Source organism: Micromonospora sp. DT41 (genome assembly GCF_049841715.1).
GTDB lineage: Bacteria > Actinomycetota > Actinomycetes > Mycobacteriales > Micromonosporaceae > Micromonospora > Micromonospora profundi.
Genome location: NZ_JBNCKU010000007.1, coordinates 51,172 through 71,921, shown reverse-complemented (window position 1 = coordinate 71,921; position 20,750 = coordinate 51,172). Strand labels below are relative to the sequence as shown.

Here is a 20,750-nt window from a genome sequence, read left to right as displayed (position 1 = left end):
GGACGGATTAGCGGCGGTGACCGGGCAGCGCCCGCGCCCGCACCTGGAGGACTGAGTTGAGCCCCATCCGCTCCGCGACCATCGCGGCGCTCGCATCGGCCGTAGTGGCCACCACGCTCACCGGCTGCCAGTTCGGCGGAGCGGAGCGGGACACGAGTCCGATCGTGATCGCCGCCGACCTCGAACTGTCCGGCGCCGCCGCACCCGTCGGCCGGGCATACCAGCGCGCGCTGGAACTCAAGAGAGACCAGTTGAACTCCTCCGGAGCACTGAATGACCGGAAGATCGAGCTGAAGGTGAAGGACAACCGTTCCGACGCCGCCGAGTCACTGCGCAACATCGCCGACTTCAGCAGCGATTCCCGGGTCAGCGCCATCATCATGGGCGGCTGCAACGAATGCGCTGTCGGCGCGGTTGGCGTCATCAACGAGAAGCGGATTCCCACCATTGCGCTAGCCGCTTCCGGGGCGATCGCCAGCCCGGTCGCCCAGCGGCGTTACGTGTTCAAGCTCGGTCCGAACGCCGTCGACAGCGCCGCCGCACTCACCGCCGAACTGCGCCGCAAGAACATCCGCAAGGTCGGCCTGCTCTACAGCGACGACGATTACGGCCGGGAGGGCGTGGTAGCGCTACGCCGCGAACTGACCAAGGCCAACATCAAGGCCGCCGGTGAGGAGTCGGTGAAGAACACCGACACGGAGGTCGGTCAGCAGGTCGGCAAGCTCAACCGGCTCAAGCCCGACGCCCTGGTGGTCTGGACCCCGCCGGAGCAGGCAGCCCTCACGGCCACCAGCGCCCAGCAGGCTGGCTTCCGGGGGGCGCTCTTCTTCGACGCCGCAGCGGCCGGCGACCTCTTCCTCGGCGCGGCGGCCCGGGCCACCGAACGAGCTACGTTGATCTTCACTCAAACGATGGTGATCGACGACGTGATTGCCACCACACCGGCGAAGGCTGCCCGACGCCAGTGGTTCCAGGAGTACACGGCACGCTTCGGCGGGTACAACGGGTCCTCGTCCTTCGCCGCCGACGCGATCCAGCTCATCGCCGACGCCGAGCTGCGTGCCGGCGGCCCGATCGGTCAGGTCGACCGCGACGGCATCCGTGACGTGCTGGAGACGTCCCAGATGGACGGCCTGTCCGGCCCCATCCGGATGACGCCCGACAACCACTCCGGACTGATGCCGCAGGCACTCACCACGCTTGTCGCCCGCAACGGCCGGTGGCGGTTGGCTGGGTAACGCGCCGGGCCTCCTTGGTTCTTGTCGTCCGGCTTGGCTCTCGTCGTGTGCCGGGTGGTGGGGTGGGGCAGCGTCGAACGCAAAGGGCCGGCCCCTGGTTGGGGCCGGCCCTTTGCGTTTTGTGGGTTGATCTTTGGTTTCTCAGTGGCTGCTTGTGGTTTCTCGGACCCAGGGCAGGGCGAGCCGCTCGATGAGCAGCAGCGCCGCATACAGCAGGATGCTCACCAGCGCCACCAGCATGATCGCCGCCCAGGCGGTCGCTGTGTCGCCGACACCCGCGTACTGGAGGATCACGTAGCCCAGGCCGTCCTCGCCGGCCTGGAACTCACCGATCACCGCGCCGATCGCGGCCAGCGGCATCGCCACCTTGAGCCCGACGAAGATCTGCGGCAGCGCGGCCGGGAACCGTACCTTGCGGAACGCCTGCCAGCGGGAGGCGTTCCAGGAGCGGACCAGCTCGGCCAGATCGGCCGGCGTGGTGGTCAGCCCGGTCGCCGTGGAGAGCACGATCGGAAAGAAGCAGAGCAGGAACACCATGGTCAGGATCGGCTTCTGACCCCACCCGAGCGCCACCACCAGCAGCGGACCCAACGTGATCTTGGGTACGGCGTTGATCGCGACAAGCAGCGGCGTGAACATCTGCTCCACGGTGCGGGAGCTGGCCAGGGAGAGTCCGATCAGGACACCGGCGACCGCCGAGAGGGCGAAGCCGATCAGGATCTCCAGCAGCGTGGCCCAAGTGTGCTCCAGCATCTGGACGGGCTTGTCAACGAACGCGGTGAGCACGTCCCCCGGCGGCGGCAGCGCAGCCGGGTGCACCAGCTCCAGCCGGGCGACCAGCCACCACACCGCCAAGGCGATCAGGAGGCCGGCCACGGGCAGCAACGCCGCTCCGGTCCCGGCACGCAGGCCGGAGCCCCGACCCGTCGACCCCGCCACCGGCCCGGTGCCCGGGGATGGGGCCGCCGTCACCGCCGGCTCCGCTGACCGGACGTCGGCCATCTTTCCTCCTCGATATCCGAAGGCCCTTGGGGCCGACGAGCGACGGGGGTACGTCACGCCGGAACCGGCGCGACGTACCCCCCTTGTGACGACCGGACGATCAGGCCTTCGGCGCGAGGCTGAAGTCGATGATCTGCTCCGGGGCGATGTTCTGCTTGAGCGCGCCAGCGCCCTGCAGGATCGCGATGCTCTTCGCGACGCGGCCGCTGTCCAGCGTGCCGATCGCGGTGCCCGAGTTACCCGAGCGGACGTAGGCGGCCATCAGGTCCAGCTCCGCGGCGGCGGCGGCCGGGTTGGCGGCGTCGACGTTCTTCTTCAGGATCTCGCCGGCCTCCTTGGAGTTCGCCAGGCTGTACTCCAGGCCCTTGAGCAGCGCCGCGGTGAAGCGCTTCACCATGTCGGGCTTCTCCTTGGCGATCTTCGAGGAGGTGATCAGCACGTTGCCGTAGAGGTCCTGCATCACGTTGCTGTACGGCAGCATGACTGCCTTCTTCTTGGACACCGCCTCGATGGTCGGCTGGCCGACGACGAACTGGCCGATGCCGTCCACCGAACCGTTGGCAAGCGTGCCGATCAGCGCCTGCGCCTCACCGTTGACCCAGGTCACCTTGCTGACATCCACACCGGCGAGCCGGGCGTACGTCGGGAACAGGTTGCGGACCACGGACCCCGGCGTGTCGGCAAGCTTCTTGCCCTCGAGGTCCTTCGGAGAGTTGATGTTCTTGCCCTCGACGGTGGCGATGGCGGCCATCGTGCGCTGCTGGATCGCGGCCACCGCCACGAAGTCCTTCGCCTGCCCGTTGCCGAGCTGGAGCAGACCGCCGGTGAGGTCGATCGGCCCGAAGTCGGCCTGGCCGCCGACGACGGTCTGGATCACGCCGCCGGTGCCCTGACCAGCCTTGATCTCTACGTCGAACCCGGCGTCCTTGAAGAAGCCCTTCTCCTTCGCCACCCAGGCGTAGGAGTCGCGGCCGAAGTTGCCGAAGGAGGTGAGGTAGGTCACCTTCTCCAACGTCCCGCCGTTGCCGCCCTTGGCGTCGTCCGACGAGTCCGACCCGCTGCTGCAGGCGGAGACGAGGGCGAGGGCAGTGGCCAACGCGGCCGTAGCGACCGTACGGGTCAGCCTTCTCATCAGTAGCACCATGTCCTTTCCGACCGGGGCCGCAGGCCACGGAGGGGTTGTCGCGACGGAACCGGCAGGAGGGGTAGAAGCCGGGCACCGCCGTCGTGAGGGGACTCTTCGCGGGCACAGCGTACGAGAAACCCACAGTTGCGACGCCAGGCATATCGGGTTGCGGAACGGAAACAACATGACGACCACCCCGGACGGTGCGATACCGAGACGCGACCGCTAGCCTTTGTCGGATTCCTGACCGTCCACTCAGCGGAGGTCCGCCGGAGATGATCCGACTGTCCGGGGTGTCGCGTACCTTCGAGGGCCGGTCCGGCCGTGTGGAGGCGCTGCGCGGCATCGACCTCGACGTCGCCGAGGGCGAGTTCGTCGCCGTGCTCGGGCGCTCCGGCTGCGGTAAGTCCACGCTGCTGCGGCTGATCGCCGGGCTGATCCCGCTGACCGCCGGCGAGATCACAGTGGCCGGTACGCCGATCACCCGTCCCCGCCGGGACATCGCCATGCTGTTCCAGAAGCCGGCCCTGCTGCCCTGGCGCACAGTGCTCGACAACGTCCTGCTGCCGGTGGAGATCTTCGGCTGGAGCCGCGCCAAGCACCGCGAGCGGGCCCAGCAACTGCTCGACGTGGCAGGGCTTGCCGGGTTCGAGAAGCGGCTGCCGCACGAGCTTTCCGGCGGCATGCAGCAGCGGGTGTCGCTGTGCCGGTCGCTGATCGGCGACCCCCGGGTGATGCTGATGGACGAGCCGTTCTCGGCGCTGGACGCGCTCACCCGCGAGGAACTCTCCGGCGAGCTCCAGCGCGTGCACATGGAGAACAAGCCCACGATCGTCTTCGTCACCCACTCGATCGACGAGGCGGTCCTGCTCGCCGACCGGGTGGTCGTGCTGAGCCCTCGCCCCGGGCGGATCCGCAAGGTCGTCGAGGTGAACATCCCCCGACCCCGCACCCTGGGCCGCAACGCCCACCTCGCCGACGTGGCCCAGGTCAGCGCCGACCTGCACGAGCTGTTGATGGAACGCGACCAGCCGGCCGCGGCCGGCGCGGAAGGACGATGACCATGCGGGTGTCGGTGTTCACCGAGCCGCACCGGGGCGCAAGCTACGACGACCAACTGCGGTTCGCCCGCCTCGTGGAGGCCGCCGGCTACGAGGGTTTCCTCCGCGCCGACCACTACCAGGCGATGGGTGACGACCCGGGTCTGCCCGGCCCCACTGACGCCTGGCTGACCCTCGCCGCGCTTGCCCGCGAGACCGAACGGATCCGCCTCGGCACCCTTGTGACGTCGGCGACGTTCCGCCTGCCCGGCCCGCTGGCGGTGATGGTCGCGCAGGTCGACCAGATGAGCGGGGGCCGGATCGAGCTGGGCATCGGCGCCGGCTGGTACGCCCGCGAACACACCTCGTACGGCATCCCGTTCCCGGCCGTCGGCGAGCGCTTCGACCGGCTTGCCGAGCAGCTTGAGGTGCTCACCGGCCTGTGGACCACCCCGCCGGGCGAGACGTACAGCTTCACCGGCGACCACTACCAGCTGGTCGACGCGCCCGCCCTGCCCAAGCCCGTGCAGGTGCCCGGCCCGCCGATCATCGTGGGCGGACGCGGCCCCAAGCGCACCCCCGACCTGGCCGCCCGCTATGCGACCGAGTTCAACATGCCCTTCAAGTCCGTGGCGGAGACCTCCGGCGCGTACGACCGCGTACGCGAGGCGTGCGCCCGTACCGCCCGTGCCGAATCGGGGCGCCCGCCGCTGGTGCTGTCCGCCGGGATCGTGGTGGCCATCGGGCGTACCGACGCGGAGGCGCAGCGGCGGGCCGCACCACTGCACGAGAAGAGCGCGCTGCCGCCGGAGGACCCGGTGGTCGGCTCGCCCGCACAGCTCGTGCAGCGGATCGGTGAGTTCGCCGAGATCGGCACCACCCGGGTGCACCTGCGCATGACCGACCTCTCAGACCTCGACCACCTCGAGCTGATCGCCGCCGAGGTGCTCCCGCAACTGGACGGTGCACGATGAGCGAAACGATCGACGAAACCGAACTCGGGCCGGTGGGCCAGGAGATCGTGTACGAGAACGACCGGGTCCGGGTGTGGCACATCCGGCTCGAACCGGGCGAGCGGCAGCCCCTGCACCGGCACGACCACCCCTACCTGGTGATCGCGGTTCAGGGCGCCAAGAACATCGTGCAGACCATCGACGGCACGCGGATCGACGCCGACGAACCCACCGGCGGTGTCGTCTACCGCGACCCCGGAGCGGTGCATATGCTCACCAATGTCGGGGACACGACATACCTGGCCCGCCTGGTCGAACTCAAGTAGACCCGCCGTAGCGCGCCTCGGCGCGCCGCGCGGCGCGCCGGTGGCGATCGGGTGTACCGGGTGCGTAACGTGCCCGACATGGCCTATCGGACCTGGGGCAAGCTCCTGCTCACGGCGCTTGGGGTGAGCGTGCTGGCCGGAGCGGGCCAGCTCGGCGTCGCGTACGGCTTCGGCATCGTCCGACTCACCGGCGCGTTCACCGGCACGACCGTCAACCAGTGGCCGGCCCAGCTCGTGTGGGTCGGCTGGTTCGCCGCGAACGCGGCAGTGGCCGGCGCCGTCCTTACCGGTCGCCTGGCCCGCCGGGACGCCCCGACGGCCAGCACCGGCCGGCAACTGGCCGTCGGCGGTGCCGCCGCGCTCGGCGCCACGGTGGTCGCCCCGCTCTGCATGCAGCCCGCACGGGCCGCCGAGCTTATCTCCGTCGACCCGGTCTGGGCGGTCGGCATCTGCGCCGTGCTCGGCGCGGTGATCGGGGCCGGTGCGGCGATCGCCGTCCTGCTCCGACCCGAACTGGGCTGGAACATGGCGGCCGTGGCCGGCGCGGTCTGGCTCCTGGCGCTGATCTCCGTCCTGCCGTCCCTCGGCACAGTCGGCCCGCTGCCCACGGTCCGACTCGGCGTACTCGAACCGAGCTGGCTGGACGACGCCGCAGCGCAACGGCTGGCGCTCGTCCTGCTGCCCATCGTGGCGCTGCTCGCGGGAGCGGCGACAGCCGCGCTGGCCCGCTCGCGCGGCCAGGTTCCGCTGGTCAGCGGCGCGACAGGGGTGGCCGGTCCGGTCCTTGTGGCGTTCGCCTACCTGACCGCCGGCCCCGGCGATGCTGTGGACCGCTACCAGGCAACCCCCTACTACGGCGCGTTGATCGCGGTTCTCGCCGGTGCGCTCGGAGCCGCCGCGGCCGCCCTGTTGCGCTGGCCCATCGGTGCCGGCAGCACCTCCGGTCGACAGGCGATCGAGCCCACCGACATCCTGCGTCCGCTCGCCGCCGGCCCGGCGCTACCGGGCACCGCGCCTGCGACATCGGCGGATCCGGCGGGCGACGGCGACACCACAGCGGCCACCGACCCGACCACCGTCGGCGCCGAGCTGGCCGGGGCCCGTCCAGGCCCGCGCGCCACCGACGACATCGCCGCCGTACGCACCGTCCCCGCCCACTGGGACTGGCCGACGACCACGGCCAGCGGTCAGTACGGGCCAGCCACCACCAGCCCGGCGCGAGCGGGCGCGTCGACAGATGCTTCCCCACCGACCGGTACGACAGGCGACGGCCTCTCCGGGCCGTCCGGAACGGCCAGCACCGAGATCATCGGCTCGGCCGGCACCACCTCGACGTCAAGCGTCCCGGCCGGCCGTATCGGCGACACAGGCCGCGCCGCAGCCGCAGGGCACATCGGAGACACTGGTCGCACCGGAGACGCAGGCCCAGTGGACGGCACGGCCGATGGCGGCCTCGCCGCCAGCGCGGCGACGGCCACGAGTGGCGCGGCCCAGCCGACAAGCGACAGCGTGCTGACAGACCACCCGACCACGGGCAGGACGGGCGTCGAGACAGGCACAGGTACGGCGGACGCGGGCACGGTCCCGACGAGCACGAGCACGCCGGGCGCGAGCACAGCCGGCACCGATGCGACAGGTGCGAGCGCGGCCACCGGGAGTGCGGGCGACGGGCCGGCCCCCAAGCCGCGTCGGACCCACAAGACGAAGGCCGCAGCGACAAGCACCACCGAGGCCGCCGCATCCGGCACCGAGGCCGTGCCCGCGCCCGGCACCGTCACCGAAAGCGCCGCGCAGGACGGACCCGCTGTCGCGGCGGCACCGGCTGCCGGCCGCGCCCGCAAGTCCGCCCGGTCCGGCAGGGTAAGCGCCGACATCAGCGCCGACGCCCCGGCAGAGGAGGGCGGCACTCGCCCCGGCGAAGAGGGCGACGCTCAGCCGGCCGGCGAGAGCCAGGCCACGCCGACCCGCGAAAAGGCGGGCCGGGCCACCACGACCGGCCGAAAGGGTCAGCGGGCCATGACCGGTTCCACAACCACTGCTACCGCAGGCACCTCCGACGCAGGGCCGGCAGCGCAGCCGGACGCCACAGCCGGGCCGACGAGCGAGCCCGCGATCGCCGACGCGTCCAATGCGGCCCGCGCCGCCCAGCCCGCGACCGAAGCTGCTGCCGGCGGCTCGCTGTTCGGCACGCCGGCCGCCGCAGATCCGGGGACCGACCGCTGGACGCCGGCTCCGCCGGCCTGGCCCGTGGCCCCGACGTGGACGACGTCACCGCAGGTCGATGACACCGCAGCGCCTGCTCCGGGCACGTCGGGCACCTCCGAGGAGTCGTCCGGGTGGACACCCCGGCCCCGGCACCGGGCACCGCTGCCGGACCTGAGCCGGGTCAGCAGCTGGGACGCCTTCAACACGGCCCGCCGCACCGACCCGACGGCTTCGCAGCCCGGTCCGACGGCAGTCCCACGGACTCCCGGCCAGGCCACCAGTGCCATCGACGACTCCGAGCAAGGTGCTGCCTCCGAGACGGCAGCCCCGGCCGGACCAGGCGCGTCCACTGTGGTACCGGGACAGCCCGGCACCACCGACGGGCCGACCAGCGGCGACGCGGAGCAGCCCAGCCGGCGCGAACGGCTCGGCAGCCTGTTCCGGCGCGGCCGGTCCCGGACCGAGGCGGAGAATCGACCCGGGACGGCTGCGTCGGAGCCGCTGCCCACGCAGGACGAAGAGTTCGTCGACTGGGTCGCCGGCCTCGGCAAGCCTGTCGCGGACAACGAACCGGAGCAGGAGGACGGCCGGCGCTCCCTGCGCTCCACCGGCCGCCACCACCGCGACTGAGCTGATCAGGCCAGCGGGAGGTAGACCCGTCCACCACCGGAGACGAACTCCTCCGACTTGTCCTTCATGCCGCGTGCCGCGTACTCCTTGAGTTCCTGGGTGATCTTCATGGAGCAGAACTTGGGGCCGCACATCGAGCAGAAGTGCGCCGTCTTCGCCGGCTCGGCGGGCAGCGTCGCGTCGTGGTAGGAGCGCGCCGTCTCCGGGTCCAGTGAGAGGTTGAACTGGTCCTCCCAGCGGAACTCGAACCGCGCCTTCGACAGCGCGTCGTCCCACGCCTGCGCACCCGGGTGTCCCTTGGCCAGGTCCGCCGCGTGGGCCGCGATCTTGTACGCGATCACGCCCGCCTTGACGTCGTCGCGGTCGGGCAGGCCGAGGTGCTCCTTCGGGGTGACGTAGCAGAGCATCGCGGTGCCGAACATGCCGATCATCGCGGCGCCGATCGCCGAGGTGATGTGGTCGTACGCTGGCGCGATGTCAGTGGTCAGCGGGCCGAGCGTGTAGAACGGCGCCTCGTGGCACCACTCCTGCTGGAGATCCACGTTCTCCTTGATCTTGTGCATGGGCACGTGCCCCGGCCCCTCGATCATCACCTGTACGTCGTGTTCCCAGGCGACTGTCGTCAGCTCGCCGAGGGTACGCAGTTCGGCGAACTGCGCCTCGTCGTTGGCGTCGGCGATCGAGCCGGGGCGCAGCCCGTCACCGAGGGAGAACGTCACGTCGTAGCGCGCCAGGATCTGGCACAGCTCGGCGAAGTTCGTGTAGAGGAAGTTCTCCTCGTGGTGGGCCAGGCACCACGCCGCCATGATCGAGCCGCCCCGCGAGACGATCCCGGTGACCCGGTCCACTGCCAGCGGCACGTACGGCAGCAGCACGCCAGCGTGCACCGTCATGTAGTCGACGCCCTGCTCGGCCTGCTCGATCACCGTCTCGCGGAAGACCTCCCAGCTCAGCTTCACCGGGTCGCCGCCGACCTTCTCGAGGGCCTGGTAGATCGGCACCGTGCCGATCGGGACCGGCGAGTTCCGCACGATCGCCTCGCGGGTCTCGTGGATCCGCTTGCCGGTGGACAGGTCCATCACGGTGTCCGCGCCCCAGCGGGTGGCCCAGGTGAGCTTCTCCACCTCCTCGGCGACCGACGAGCTGACGGCCGAGGTGCCGATGTTGGCGTTCACCTTCACCAGGAACGCCTTGCCGATGATCGCCGGTTCGCACTCCGGGTGGTTGACGTTCAGCGGTAGCACCGCCCGGCCGGCGGCGATCTCGGCCCGGACCAGTTCCGCGTCGACGTTCTCCCGGATCGCCACGAACTCCATCTCCGGCGTCACCACACCGGCCCGCGCGTACGCGAGTTGGGTGGGTCGGCGACCGTCCGCCCCGGCGAGCGGCGTGCCCGCGCCCCGCACCGGCGCCACGTCACCGCGCTCGGCGATCCACGGCCCGCGCAGCGGCGGAAGCCCCACCTCCGGGTCGGAACCGGGCCCGGACGTGTCGTAGAGGCGCACCGGCGGGTGATCACCGGTGAGCGTCACCTCGGCGAACGGCACCCGGACATCGGGGCGCGACCCTTCGACGTACACCTTGCCTCGTGCCTGCATGACAGCCTCCCTGGTGATCAAGCGGACCAGCCGAAGTGATCAAGCGGCCCGCGGCCCGCACCCAGCTCCCAACCCCGCCCACCGGTAAGCGCGCGGAGCACGTACTCCTTTGCGGAAGCGACCGCCGCCGGCACCGGATCGCCGAGCGCGAGCCGCACGGCGATCGCCGCCGAGAACGAGCACCCGGTGCCGTGGGTGTGCCGGGTGTCCACCCGTGGCCCGCGCAGCACCGTGGTGACGCCACCGCCGCACAGCACGTCGACCGCCTCGTCGCCGTCCAGGTCGCCGCCGGTGACGACGACGTGTTCCGGGCCGCCGGCACCGAGTGCTTCGGCCGCCACGACCATCGCGGCCACGTCGTCCACAGGGCGTCCGGTGATCGCCGCGGCCTCCGCGCAGTTCGGCGTCGCCACCCTCGCGTACGGCAGCAGCCGCTCCACCGACGCCACCACGCCGAGCCGGTGGCCACTCGTGGCGACGAGCACCGGATCGACGACGAGCTGTGGCAGCCGGCCGTCGCGGGCGGCCTGTGCCACAGCGTCGGCGACGGCGGGTGTGCCGAGCATTCCCGTCTTGACAGCGCTCACTGTGAAGTCGGCGAGCACGCTGTCCATCTGCTCGGTGATCGTGCGCGGGGGCAGCGGCAGTACGGCGTCGACACCCTGGGTGTTCTGCGCGGTGATCGCCGTGAGGACGCTTGTGCCGTACGCGCCGAGCGCCGCGAAGACCTTGAGGTCGGCCTGGATGCCGGCGCCACCGCCGGAGTCGGAGCCGGCGATGGTGAGGACTGTGCGCGGGGTCATGTTCCCTCTTTGGTTGCGCTTTGGGGCGTTGGGACCTGGCTGCCTCTGCGCGAGCTTGGGGCGACCGCCTCCTTGAACGCTCTGGTCAGCGTGGTGGCTGTTTCGGTGGGGTCTTCTGCTCGCATGAGCGCGCCCAGCACGGCCACTCCGGCGGCTCCCGCGCGCACGCATGCATTGACCTGCTCCGGTGTTTCCACGCCGCCGAGGGCGAGGACTGGCACGCCGCTGACCTGGATCAGGTTGCGGAGTCCGTCGGGTCGCAGCGGGGGGCCGTACCCGGGTTTCGTCCTTGTGGGATAGACCGGGGAGATGGTGGCGTAGTGCTCGGTGGTCAGCCGGGCCAGCTCGGCCCGGTCGTGGCAGGAGCGGCCGACGACTGTGTGGGTCGACGGCGGGTACGGGCCAGCGGCGGGCAGGTGGACGGCGTCACCGTCGAGCGGATCCGGGCCAGCCACGATGAGGGTTCCGCCCACGTCGGCGAGGATCGCGCGCAGGTCGCCGGCGAGGGCGAGGCGCTCGACGCGGGGCAGGTCCTTCTCCCGCAGGACGACCCACCGCACTCCCCCGGCCACCGCCCGAGCGACAACCAGGTCGAGTGGTCCCGACGCGACAAGCCGATCGGTGAGCAGCACGACACCTGACGGCACGATCCCCGCCGAGATCTTGGAAGGATTCGGCCCCGTGCGGGGCAGTTCGCTTCCAAGATCTGCACGTGGGTGATCAGCGGCGAGCGGGTGGGGGGTCACAGGTCGGGTCTTCCCTCGTCCGGGGTGGATCCGAGGGCGTGGAAGCGCCGCTCGATCCGGCCCGCGCGAGCGGCCAGGCGGCCCGCCTCGACCGCGTACCGCATCGCCGTCGCCATCCCCACCGGGTCGGCGGCCCGGGTGACAGCGCTGGCAAGCAGGACGGCGTCGCAGCCCAACTCCATGGCCAGGGCCGCGTCGGACGCGGTGCCGATGCCGGCGTCGAGGATGACGGGCACGTCAACGCTCTGCCGGATCAGCCGGATGTGGTGCGGGTTGCCGATGCCGAGCCCGGAGCCGATCGGCGAGCCGGCCGGCATCACTGCGGCGCAGCCCACGTCGGCGAGTCGACGGGCGAGCACCGGGTCGTCGCTCGTGTACGGCAGCACTGTGAAGCCGTCGGCGACGAGTTCCTCGGCGGCGCGGAGCAACTCCACGCCGTCGGGCAACAGGGTCCGCTCGTCGCCGATCACCTCAAGCTTGATCCAGTCGGTGTCGAACGCCTCCCGGGCCAGCCGGGCCACCTTCACCGCCTCGGTAGCCGTGTAGCAGCCAGCGGTGTTCGGCAGCAGGCGTACGTCGCACCGCTCCAGCAGGTCCAGCAGCCCACCGGCGGTTCCCGGTGCGGTGTCCACGCGGCGCAGCGCCACTGTGACCAGCTCGGTGCCGGAGGCACGGATCGCCTGCTCCAGCACATGCAGGTTCGCGGCCCCGCCGGTACCGAGGATCAACCGCGAGGTGAACGTGACCCCGCCCAGTTCGAACGGCACGCAGCTCACCCACCCTGCGCGGCGGTGAGCACCTCGACGCGGTCGCCGTCGCGCAGCACGGTCGCCGGCCAGCCGGCCCGGGGCACCACCTCGCCGTTCACCGCCACCGCCACCCCGCGGTGCTGCCCGGCGATGTCGCCGACGAGGTCGGCCACCGACGTCCCACCGGCCACGCTGCGGCCGGTCCCGTTCACCGTCAACTCCACCGGTTCTCCTCCATCGTCCGTTCAGGTCCGCCCACACCGACCGCTCCGGCGGGAACGTGCACCCCGCCGGCAACGCGTCCCTCGCGATCCGAGGTGCCGAACCGGTCCGCCCCGAAGGGCGCGAGCAGCGGGTCGGCCACACCGGTGACCACCAGGTCGGCGATCAGGTCTGCGGTGATCGGGGTGAGCACGATGCCGTGCCGGTGGTGGCCGGTGGCGGCGAGCACGTCGGGCCGTCCGGGCAGCGGCCCGAGGATCGGCGCGTTGTCAGGGGTGCCGGGGCGCAGGCCCGCGACGGCCTCGACGATGTCGTACTCGGCCAGCTCGGGCAGCAGGTCGACACCGGCGCGCAGCAGCCGCTGCACGGCACCGGCGGTGACGCCTGTGTCGGAGCGCTCCTCGACTGTCGCGCCGAGCACCACCTCACCGTCCGCGCGGGGCACCAGGTAGACGGGCTCCCCGTCGGCGTACCCCCGGATCACGTGCCGGAAGCCCGGCGCGACGCCGCCGGGCGCGCGTAGCCGGAGGATCTGGCCCTTCACCGGCCGCACGGGCAGACCGGTGAGTGCCGCGGCGCCGCAGCCGGCGGCGACCACGATGAGGTCGGCGTCCACATCGGACAGACGGTCGACGGCGCTCGGCACGAAGACCACGCCGGCCCGCTGCGCGGCAGTGCGCAGCGCCGGCACCAGCAGCCGTGGGTCGACCTGGTGGTCGGTGGGTGCGAGCGCGCCACCGCGCACCCGTGGCGCGAGCGCCGGCTCGTGGTGGCGCAGCTCGCTGGGACGCAGCGGGGTCACCGGCAATCCCAGACCCTGTTGGTACGCCCACAGCCGGCGCGCCTCGGCCAGGTCGTCGCCGGTCAACCCGACGAGCAGTGTGCCGTCGGTCCGATAGCCGAGGTCGGCGCCTGTCGTCTCGGTCAGCTCTGCGGCGAACGCGGGCCAGCGGGCGGCGGAGGCCACCAGCAGGTCGGTGAGCTGCCGCTCGCCGAAGTACGCCTCGGAGACCGGGGCGAGCATCCCGGCGGCCACTGCGGATGCGCCCGACCCGGGTGCCGCGTCGTGCAGCGCCACCCGCAGGCCGCGTACGGCGCACCGCCAGGCGATCGCCAACCCGATCGGCCCCGCCCCCACCACCGCCACGTCCGCAAGGAAGGGCCCCTTGTTAACGGCTGCTGTAGAGGAAGGGCCCCCTCTTAACACGTCAGCGCCTGCAGCAGCTCGGCAGTGGCCTGAGCGGGGTCGGCGGCTGCGGAGACCGCGCCGACGACAGCCACCCCGTACGCCCCGGCGTCGCGCAGTGCCGGCACCCGGGCGGCGGTCACCCCGCCGATCGCGATGACGGGTACGTCGACGGCGTCGACGACGGCGCGTACCCCTGAGGGGCCGATCGGGTCCGGCAGCCCGGTCTTGGTGGTGGTGGCGTGGCACGGGCCGACGCCCAGGTAGTCGGCGCCCGCCGCGATGGCAGCGATCGCTGTTTCCGGCGCCCGGGCGGTGGCGCCCAGCACGCCTGTGGGGCCGAGCACCCGGCGTCCGGCGGCGACCGGCAGGTCGTCGGCGCCGACGTGGCCACCGGCGGCTCCCACCGCGAGCGCCACGTGCAGGCGGTCGTTGACCAGGCACGTCGCCCCGTACGGCGTGCAGAGCGCGAGGACCCGGCGGGCCAGGTCGTACGCCTCACGGTCGGTGGCGGAGTCCTCGACCCGCACCTGGACGACCAGGTCGGCGCGGGCCGCGGTGAGGGCGGCCCGGACGACTGTTAGGGGGTCCTGCCCGGGGCGGGTGTCGGTGATCAGATGCAGTCGACCGAGGGACGGCACGGCAACTCTCCTCCCTGCGCCGGCATTACCCGGATCAGGTTCGACGGTCGGGGGCTTCAGCCCCCCTCTCAGCCCGGCACACCGGGCTCCCGTGGGTTACTTGCACATCACCGTACGACAGTTCTGTTGACGTGCCAAGGGCGGGATGCCCCGGCTCAGATGGCGGGATCCGTCGGGCACTTCATCCCGGTCCTGCCAGGAATGTCGCCCACCGTTGCAGAACCGTTACCCGCCGGCATCTTGCCCGACATAGATCCAACGGAATTAATTTGTTCAGCGATTCGACAAAAATGCCGGCGCGGGCACCCTGGCACGGTGCCTCACCCGGCTCCATCTGGGACGGTCTTCGGCGAGCCGCCCCCCGCATTTCCTGTCCACCGCGACATAGGAGGCGGCGTGTCACGATCTCGTCGTGCCCGCGTACCACTAACCGCTACCCTGCTCTCCCTGGCCCTCGTCTCGACCACCCTGTTCGGCCTGCCCGCACAGGCAGCCCCGGCCCCCGCCCAGGTCCCCCCGCGGGACGCGCAGGCCGTCACCCCCGTCAGTCAGGTGGTGCCGAAGGCACCGAAGGCCGCCGCCGCTGATCCCTTCTCGGTCCTGGTCTTCTCCAAGACCGCCGGATTCCGGCACGACTCCATCCCCACCGGCGTCGCCGCCATCCAGCAGCTCGGGGCGACGAACGGGTTCACAGTGGACGCCACTGAGGACGGCGCGGCGTTCAACGACGCCAACCTCGCCAAGTACAAGGCGGTGATCTGGCTCTCCACCACCGGCGACGTCCTCAACGCCGAACAGCAGGCGGCGTTCGAGCGGTACGTGCAGGCCGGCGGCGGTTACGTCGGCATCCACGCCGCCTCGGACACCGAGTACAGCTGGGCCTGGTACGGCGATCTGGTCGGCGCGTACTTCGCCAACCACCCGGCCAACCAGCAGGCCACCGTCAAGGTGGAGGACCACGCCCACCCGTCCACTGCGGAGCTGCCCGACCGCTGGTCCCGCTTCGACGAGTGGTACAACTTCCAGACCAACCCGCGGCCGGACGTGCACGTGCTGGCCAGCCTGGACGAGAAGAGCTACAGCCCGGGCGCCGGCGCGATGGGCGCCGATCACCCGACGGCCTGGTGTCAGGACTTCGACGGCGGCCGTTCCTGGTACACCGGGGGCGGGCACACGCGTGAGTCGTTCGCCGAGCCGGAGTTCCTCAGCCATCTGCTCGGTGGCATCCAGACGGCTGCCGGCGTTGTCGACGCCGACTGCGGCGCCTCGAAGACCTCAAACTTCGAGAAGGTCACCCTCGACAGCAACACCAGCAACCCGATGGAGCTGGACATCGCCCCGGACGGGCGGGTCTTCTACATCGAGCGCGACGGTCGGGTCCAGATCATCAAGCCGGACACCGGCAACACCGTCACCGCCATCGACCTGGACGTCTTCACCGGCAACGAGGACGGCCTGATCGGCATCCGGCTCGACCCGGACTTCGCCACGAACAAGTGGGTGTATCTCTACTACGCCCCGAACGACAACGTCGCCCGCAACCTGCTGTCCCGGTTCACGGTGACTGGCGACACCATCGACGCGGCAAGCGAGAAGCAGGTGCTGCGGGTCGACACCCAGCGCAACACCTGCTGCCACGCGGGCGGCAGCATGACCTTCGACAGCGACGGCAACCTGTACCTGGCCACCGGTGACAACACCAACCCGTTCGAGTCGAGCGCGTACACGCCTATCGACGAGCGGCCGGGCCGCCAGGACTACGACGCGCAGCGCACCTCTGGCAACACCAACGACCTGCGCGGCAAGGTGATCCGGATCCACCCGGAGGACGACGGGACGTACACCGTCCCGGCGGGCAACCTCTTCGCACCGGGCACCGAGAAGACCCGTCCGGAGATCTACGCGATGGGCTTCCGCAACCCGTTCCGGATCGGCACCGACCCCAAGACCAACACGCTGTACGTGGCGGACTACGGGCCGGACGCCAACTCGGACAACCCGAACCGTGGCCCCCGGGGTCTGGTCGAGTGGAACGTCGTCACCCCCGGCAACTACGGCTGGCCGTACTGCACGGGCACGAACGAGGCGTACAACGACTACACGTTCCCGTCCGGCCCGAGCGGCGCGAAGTTCGACTGCGCGGCGCCGGTTAACGACTCGCCTAACAACACCGGCCTGACCAACCTCCCGCCTGTCGTTCCGGCCACCGTCGACTACGGCTACGCCGGTGACGCGCGGTACCCGGAGATCGGCGGCGGCGGCGCCCCGATGGGCGGCCCGGTCTACCGGTACGACGCGGACCTCAACTCGACGCGGAAGTGGCCGGCGTACTACGACGGCAAGGCGCTGCTCGGCGAGTGGAACCAGTCGAAGATGTACACGATGCAGATGAGCGCCGACGGCAAGTCGTTGGTGGACATCAACCAGTTGCTCACCGGCATGAGCATGATCCGGCCGATGGACTTCGAGTTCGGCCCGGACGGCGCGCTGTACCTGATCGAGTGGGGCAGCGGCTTCGGTGGCAACAACGACAACTCCGGCGTCTACCGGATCGACTACACCGCCGGGGACCGCGCGCCCATCGCGGCGGCGTCGGCCACCCCGACCTCGGGTCCGGCACCGCTGACTGTCACGTTCTCCAGCGCCGGTTCCCGCGACCCGGACGGCGGCACGCTCACCTACGCCTGGGCCTTCGGCGACGGGCAGACCTCCACCGAGGCGAACCCGACGCACACGTACGCCTCAGCGGGCAACTACACCGCCCAGCTCACGGTGACCAACCCGAAGGGCCGTACCGCGGTGGCCAACGTGCCGGTCACAGTGGGCAACACCGCGCCGACGGTGACCATCGAGTTCCCACCGGACGGCGGCTTCTTCAACTGGGGTGACCAGGTCCGCTACACGATCAAGGTGACGGACCCGGAGGACGGCCAGATCGACTGCGACGAGGTGCAGTTGCAGGTGCTGCTCGGTCACGACGAGCACGCCCACCCGTTGGAGCAGCACACCGGCTGCACCGGCACCGTCCAGACGTCGCTCGCCTCCGGGCACGGCGCCGAGGCGAACGTGTTCGCGGTCTTCGAGGCCACCTACACCGACAAGGGCGGCAACGGCGGCTCCGGCGCGCTCACCGGCCGGGCGATCGAGATCCTCCAGCCGAAGCAGAAGCAGGCCGAGTACTTCACCGCCACCGGCCGTGCGCCGGTGAGCACCGGCGGTGGAGACCCCGGCGTGCAGCGGGAGACCGGCGCCGACAGCGCGGGCGGCGGCCAGAACATCGGGTTCATCGAGGACGGCGACTGGTGGTCGGTGGCCCCGGCGGATCTGCTCAACATCTCCGAGATCCGGTTCCGGGCCGCCTCGGCCGCCGCCGGCGGTCGGATCGAGGTCCGTGCGGGTGCTGTCGACGGACCGGTGGTCGCCACTGCCACAGTGCCGGCGACCGGGGCGTGGCAGACGTACACGGACGTGAGCGCGCCGGTCACCGGTGCCGCGAGCGGCTCGCTGTACTTCGTTGCCCGCGACCCGAACGGCGGGACGGGCTCGCTGTTCAACGTCAACTGGATGGACTTCGTCGGGCGCGGCGTCACCGAGAACGCGCCGCCGGTGGTCACCGCCACCGCCACCCCGACGACGGGCACCGCGCCGGTCACCGTGGCCTTCGACGGCACGGCCACCGACGCCGAGGGCGACACTCCGCTGACGTACGCCTGGGACTTCGGTGACGGCGGTTCGGCGTCCACTCTGGACGCCAGCCACACCTACACCAGCCCTGGCACGTTCACGGCCACCCTCACGGTGACCGACAGCAAGGGCGCCAAGTCCTACGCCACGGTGCCGGTGCGGGTGAACGCTCCGGACACGTCCTGCTTCGGGGCGCGTTCGGACGACTTCAACGGCACCAGCCTCGACAAGGACCGTTGGACAGTGGTCCGGGAGAACCAGCTCTACTCGGTCAGCGGCGGCTCGCTGCGGCTGCCGACCGGTGTTGGTGACCTCTACGGCGCTCGCAACGACGCCACCAACCTGGTGCTCCAGCCGGCCCCGACCGGCGCCTGGGAGATCACCACCAAGGTCACCCTGCCGGTCACTGCCAACTACCAGCAGGCTGGCCTGCTGGTCTACGGCGACGACGACAACTACGCCAAGGTGGACCTGCTGTACAACGGCAGCCGACGGGTGGAGTTCATCCGGGAGACGGCTGGCACGCCTCGCAACGAGTCCGCCGACAGCGTCGCCGCACCGGCGGGTGACACCGTGTACCTGCGGATCACCAGCGACGGGACGAACCTGACCGCCGCCGTTTCGGGCGACGGGCAGACGTTCAGCACTGTCGGCCGGTCGGCCGATCTCGCCGGCATCACCAACCCGCGGATCGGGGTCTTCGCGCTCAACGGTGGCACCGAGGCACCGGTGGTCGACGCGGCCTTCGATTCGTTCCAGGTCACGCCGGATGCTCCGGCCGGGCCGGTCGACCCGTCGGACGAGTTCACCGGCAGCACGCTTGACAAGTGCCGCTGGGACGCGATCCTGCGGGAGGACCCGGCGGGTTACCGGGTGACCGGTGGCGCGCTGCGGATCGACGTGCCCAACGGTGACATCTACGGCGCCGACAACACCGGGCCGAAGAACTTCATCCTCCAGACCGCGCCCTCGGGCGACTGGACCCTGGAGACGAAGGTCGACGGCAGCCTGTTGAACGAGCAGTACCAGCAGGCCGGACTGATCGTGCTGGCGGACGACGACAACTACCTGAAGTTCGACTTCGTCGCGGACAACCAGCCTGGCCAGGCGGTGTCGTGGCGGATCGAGTTCCGCAACGAGATCGGCGGGACGGTCCAGGACCCGCAGCCGGGGGCGACGGGCCTGACCTCGGCGGTGTGGCACCTGCGGCTGGCGCGCAGCGGCGACACGTTCACCGCGTCGTACTCGGCCGACGGGACGACCTGGACCGCGTTGGAGTCGTTGACCAACAGCGCGGTCGGGGCCACCCCGAAGGTCGGTCTGTTCACCCTCGGCGGCAACCAGACGGCGTCGAAGACAGCCTCGTTCGACTACTTCCGGCTCAGCACCGAGTCGGCCGACGAGACCGCGCCGGTGACGACGGCGGCGGTGTCCGGTACCCCGACCGAGGGGTGGTACACCGGGCCGGTGACGGTCACGCTTACCGCCGCCGACGAGGCCGGTGGTAGCGGCCTGGCCGGTACGTCGTACCAGCTGGACGGTGCCACCGCGTGGACGCCCTACACCGAGCCGGTGACGGTAAGCGGTGACGGCGAGCACGAGCTGCGGTTCCGCTCGACGGACCAGGCGGGCAACGTGGAGTCGACGAAGACCGTTTCGGTCAAGATCGACACCACGGCGCCGGTGACCTCGGCGACGTTCGCTCCGGCGAACGACGAGGGCTGGCACAACGGGGCCATCCCGGTGGTGCTGGCCACTACCGACGCCGGTTCCGGTGTGAAGTCGGTGGAGTGGTCGCTCGACGGCGGCGCGTGGACGCCGTACTCGGAGCCGGTCGAGGTGACCGGTGACGGGCAGCACGAGCTGCTGTTCCGCTCGACCGACAAGGCGGGCAACGCCGAGACGCTGAAGTCGGCGGTGCTGCGCATCGACGGCACCAAGCCGACGCTGCTGGTGTCCGGCATCGCCGACGGCCAGCTCTACGGCGACAGCCAGGACGTACGGGTGTCCTGGCAGGCCGTCGACCCGACCTCGGGCATCGCGTCCGTGGTCGGCACGCTGGACGGCAAGGCGTACGCCAGCGGCACCTTGCAGGCCATGTACGAGCTGCCGCTCGGCCTGCACGAGCTGACCGTCACCGCTACCGACAAGGCGGGCAACAAGACCACCTCGGCGGTCCGGTTCTTCGTCACCACCTCGTTCCGGGACATGCAGAACCTGCTGGACCGGTTCAAGGCGACGGGGCGGCTCTCGGCCAAGGCCCACAAGGATCTGACGAAGAAGCTCGACGCCGTCCGCAAGGCTGAGGCGGCCGGCAACGACAACAAGGCGCTCAAGGAGCTTGACGCCTTCCGGAAGCTCGCCGCGGACACCAAGTTGGTGACCGAGGCGGAGATCCGGGACGTGCTGGTCCGCGACGCCGATGCCATGACGGTGCGGCTGGGCGGAACGCCGGCCAGCAACGCCGGGGTCAAGGCGAACAAGGGCAAGCCCGTAAAGGGTGCCGGGCGACTGGGTGACGACGTCACGCGGCTCGCTCCGGGTCGCCAGCTCTGATCCATCCGGGGCCCCTTCCCGACACCTCGGTGTCGGGAAGGGGCC

General features: G+C 71.0%; 15 protein-coding genes and 1 riboswitch. Of the genes, 6 read left to right on the top strand and 9 right to left on the bottom strand.

What is annotated here, in order from left to right; genetic code table 11:
* Window positions 1-56: 56 nt before the first annotated feature.
* Complete coding sequence (locus ACLQ23_RS15290; RefSeq protein ID WP_355590532.1) at window positions 57-1,238, top strand: ABC transporter substrate-binding protein; 1,182 nt, start codon at window positions 57-59, stop codon at window positions 1,236-1,238.
* 141 nt (window positions 1,239-1,379) lie between these two features.
* On the opposite strand, the gene ACLQ23_RS15285 is transcribed toward ACLQ23_RS15290, so the two are convergent.
* Entirely contained in the window at window positions 1,380-2,177 is a 798-nt protein-coding gene (locus tag ACLQ23_RS15285; protein WP_425880783.1) for an ABC transporter permease, read from the bottom strand.
* A 163-nt stretch (window positions 2,178-2,340) separates the two neighbouring features.
* Complete coding sequence (locus tag ACLQ23_RS15280) at window positions 2,341-3,372, bottom strand: ABC transporter substrate-binding protein (RefSeq protein WP_355590526.1); 1,032 nt, start codon at window positions 3,370-3,372, stop codon at window positions 2,341-2,343.
* A 269-nt stretch (window positions 3,373-3,641) separates the two neighbouring features.
* On the opposite strand from ACLQ23_RS15280, the gene ACLQ23_RS15275 reads away from it, so the two are divergent.
* From ACLQ23_RS15275 to ACLQ23_RS15260, 4 genes are all read left to right on the top strand, one after another.
* Window positions 3,642-4,427, top strand: a complete 786-nt coding sequence (locus ACLQ23_RS15275) for an ABC transporter ATP-binding protein (protein WP_355590523.1) — start codon at window positions 3,642-3,644, stop codon at window positions 4,425-4,427.
* A 2-nt stretch (window positions 4,428-4,429) separates the two neighbouring features.
* Entirely contained in the window at window positions 4,430-5,380 is a 951-nt protein-coding gene (locus tag ACLQ23_RS15270; RefSeq protein ID WP_355591369.1) for an LLM class F420-dependent oxidoreductase, read from the top strand.
* Window positions 5,377-5,685, top strand: coding sequence for a cupin (locus ACLQ23_RS15265; RefSeq protein ID WP_355590520.1), 309 nt, complete (start codon window positions 5,377-5,379; stop codon window positions 5,683-5,685). Before ACLQ23_RS15270 ends, ACLQ23_RS15265 begins: the two co-directional genes overlap by 4 nt.
* Before the next feature lie 78 nt (window positions 5,686-5,763).
* A complete protein-coding gene (locus ACLQ23_RS15260; protein ID WP_355631809.1) occupies window positions 5,764-8,520 on the top strand; it encodes a hypothetical protein in 2,757 nt (918 codons plus the stop codon).
* A 5-nt stretch (window positions 8,521-8,525) separates the two neighbouring features.
* Here ACLQ23_RS15260 and thiC read toward each other — a convergent pair whose 3' ends face one another.
* From thiC to thiE, 7 genes are all read right to left on the bottom strand, one after another.
* Complete coding sequence (gene thiC / locus ACLQ23_RS15255) at window positions 8,526-10,118, bottom strand: phosphomethylpyrimidine synthase ThiC (protein ID WP_355631810.1); 1,593 nt, start codon at window positions 10,116-10,118, stop codon at window positions 8,526-8,528.
* A 17-nt stretch (window positions 10,119-10,135) separates the two neighbouring features.
* Window positions 10,136-10,921, bottom strand: coding sequence for a bifunctional hydroxymethylpyrimidine kinase/phosphomethylpyrimidine kinase (thiD, locus tag ACLQ23_RS15250; RefSeq protein ID WP_355590511.1), 786 nt, complete (start codon window positions 10,919-10,921; stop codon window positions 10,136-10,138).
* Complete coding sequence (locus ACLQ23_RS15245; RefSeq protein WP_425734894.1) at window positions 10,918-11,571, bottom strand: thiamine phosphate synthase; 654 nt, start codon at window positions 11,569-11,571, stop codon at window positions 10,918-10,920. Before ACLQ23_RS15245 ends, thiD begins: the two co-directional genes overlap by 4 nt.
* A gap of 92 nt (window positions 11,572-11,663) precedes the next feature.
* Window positions 11,664-12,443 (bottom strand): thiazole synthase, encoded by a 780-nt coding sequence (locus ACLQ23_RS15240; RefSeq protein WP_355590508.1) that lies wholly within the window; start codon window positions 12,441-12,443, stop codon window positions 11,664-11,666.
* Window positions 12,440-12,640 (bottom strand): sulfur carrier protein ThiS, encoded by a 201-nt coding sequence (gene thiS / locus ACLQ23_RS15235; protein WP_355590505.1) that lies wholly within the window; start codon window positions 12,638-12,640, stop codon window positions 12,440-12,442. Before thiS ends, ACLQ23_RS15240 begins: the two co-directional genes overlap by 4 nt.
* Window positions 12,631-13,845: a glycine oxidase ThiO gene (gene thiO, locus ACLQ23_RS15230; RefSeq protein WP_425880749.1), complete on the bottom strand. Its 1,215-nt coding sequence runs from the start codon at window positions 13,843-13,845 to the stop codon at window positions 12,631-12,633. Before thiO ends, thiS begins: the two co-directional genes overlap by 10 nt.
* On the bottom strand, window positions 13,839-14,465 hold the full coding sequence (thiE, locus tag ACLQ23_RS15225; RefSeq protein ID WP_425880748.1) for a thiamine phosphate synthase: 627 nt from the start codon (window positions 14,463-14,465) through the stop codon (window positions 13,839-13,841). Before thiE ends, thiO begins: the two co-directional genes overlap by 7 nt.
* A riboswitch (TPP riboswitch) is annotated at window positions 14,460-14,568 on the bottom strand. (Overlaps the previous gene by 6 nt.)
* A gap of 293 nt (window positions 14,569-14,861) precedes the next feature.
* On the opposite strand from thiE, the gene ACLQ23_RS15220 reads away from it, so the two are divergent.
* Window positions 14,862-20,705, top strand: a complete 5,844-nt coding sequence (locus tag ACLQ23_RS15220; RefSeq protein ID WP_425880747.1) for a ThuA domain-containing protein — start codon at window positions 14,862-14,864, stop codon at window positions 20,703-20,705.
* The last annotated feature ends 45 nt before the right edge of the window (window positions 20,706-20,750 follow it).

Excerpts from the sequence above, each read along its gene's own strand:
- ACLQ23_RS15280 (WP_355590526.1), bottom strand. The coding sequence starts at position 3,372 with ATGAGAAGGCTGACCCGTACGGTCGCTACGGCCGCGTTGGCCACTGCC.
- ACLQ23_RS15275 (WP_355590523.1), top strand. The coding sequence starts at position 3,642 with ATGATCCGACTGTCCGGGGTGTCGCGTACCTTCGAGGGCCGGTCCGGC.
- ACLQ23_RS15270 (WP_355591369.1), top strand. The coding sequence starts at position 4,430 with ATGCGGGTGTCGGTGTTCACCGAGCCGCACCGGGGCGCAAGCTACGAC.
- ACLQ23_RS15265 (WP_355590520.1), top strand. The coding sequence starts at position 5,377 with ATGAGCGAAACGATCGACGAAACCGAACTCGGGCCGGTGGGCCAGGAG.
- ACLQ23_RS15260 (WP_355631809.1), top strand. The coding sequence starts at position 5,764 with ATGGCCTATCGGACCTGGGGCAAGCTCCTGCTCACGGCGCTTGGGGTG.
- thiC (WP_355631810.1), bottom strand. The coding sequence starts at position 10,118 with ATGCAGGCACGAGGCAAGGTGTACGTCGAAGGGTCGCGCCCCGATGTC.
- thiD (WP_355590511.1), bottom strand. The coding sequence starts at position 10,921 with ATGACCCCGCGCACAGTCCTCACCATCGCCGGCTCCGACTCCGGCGGT.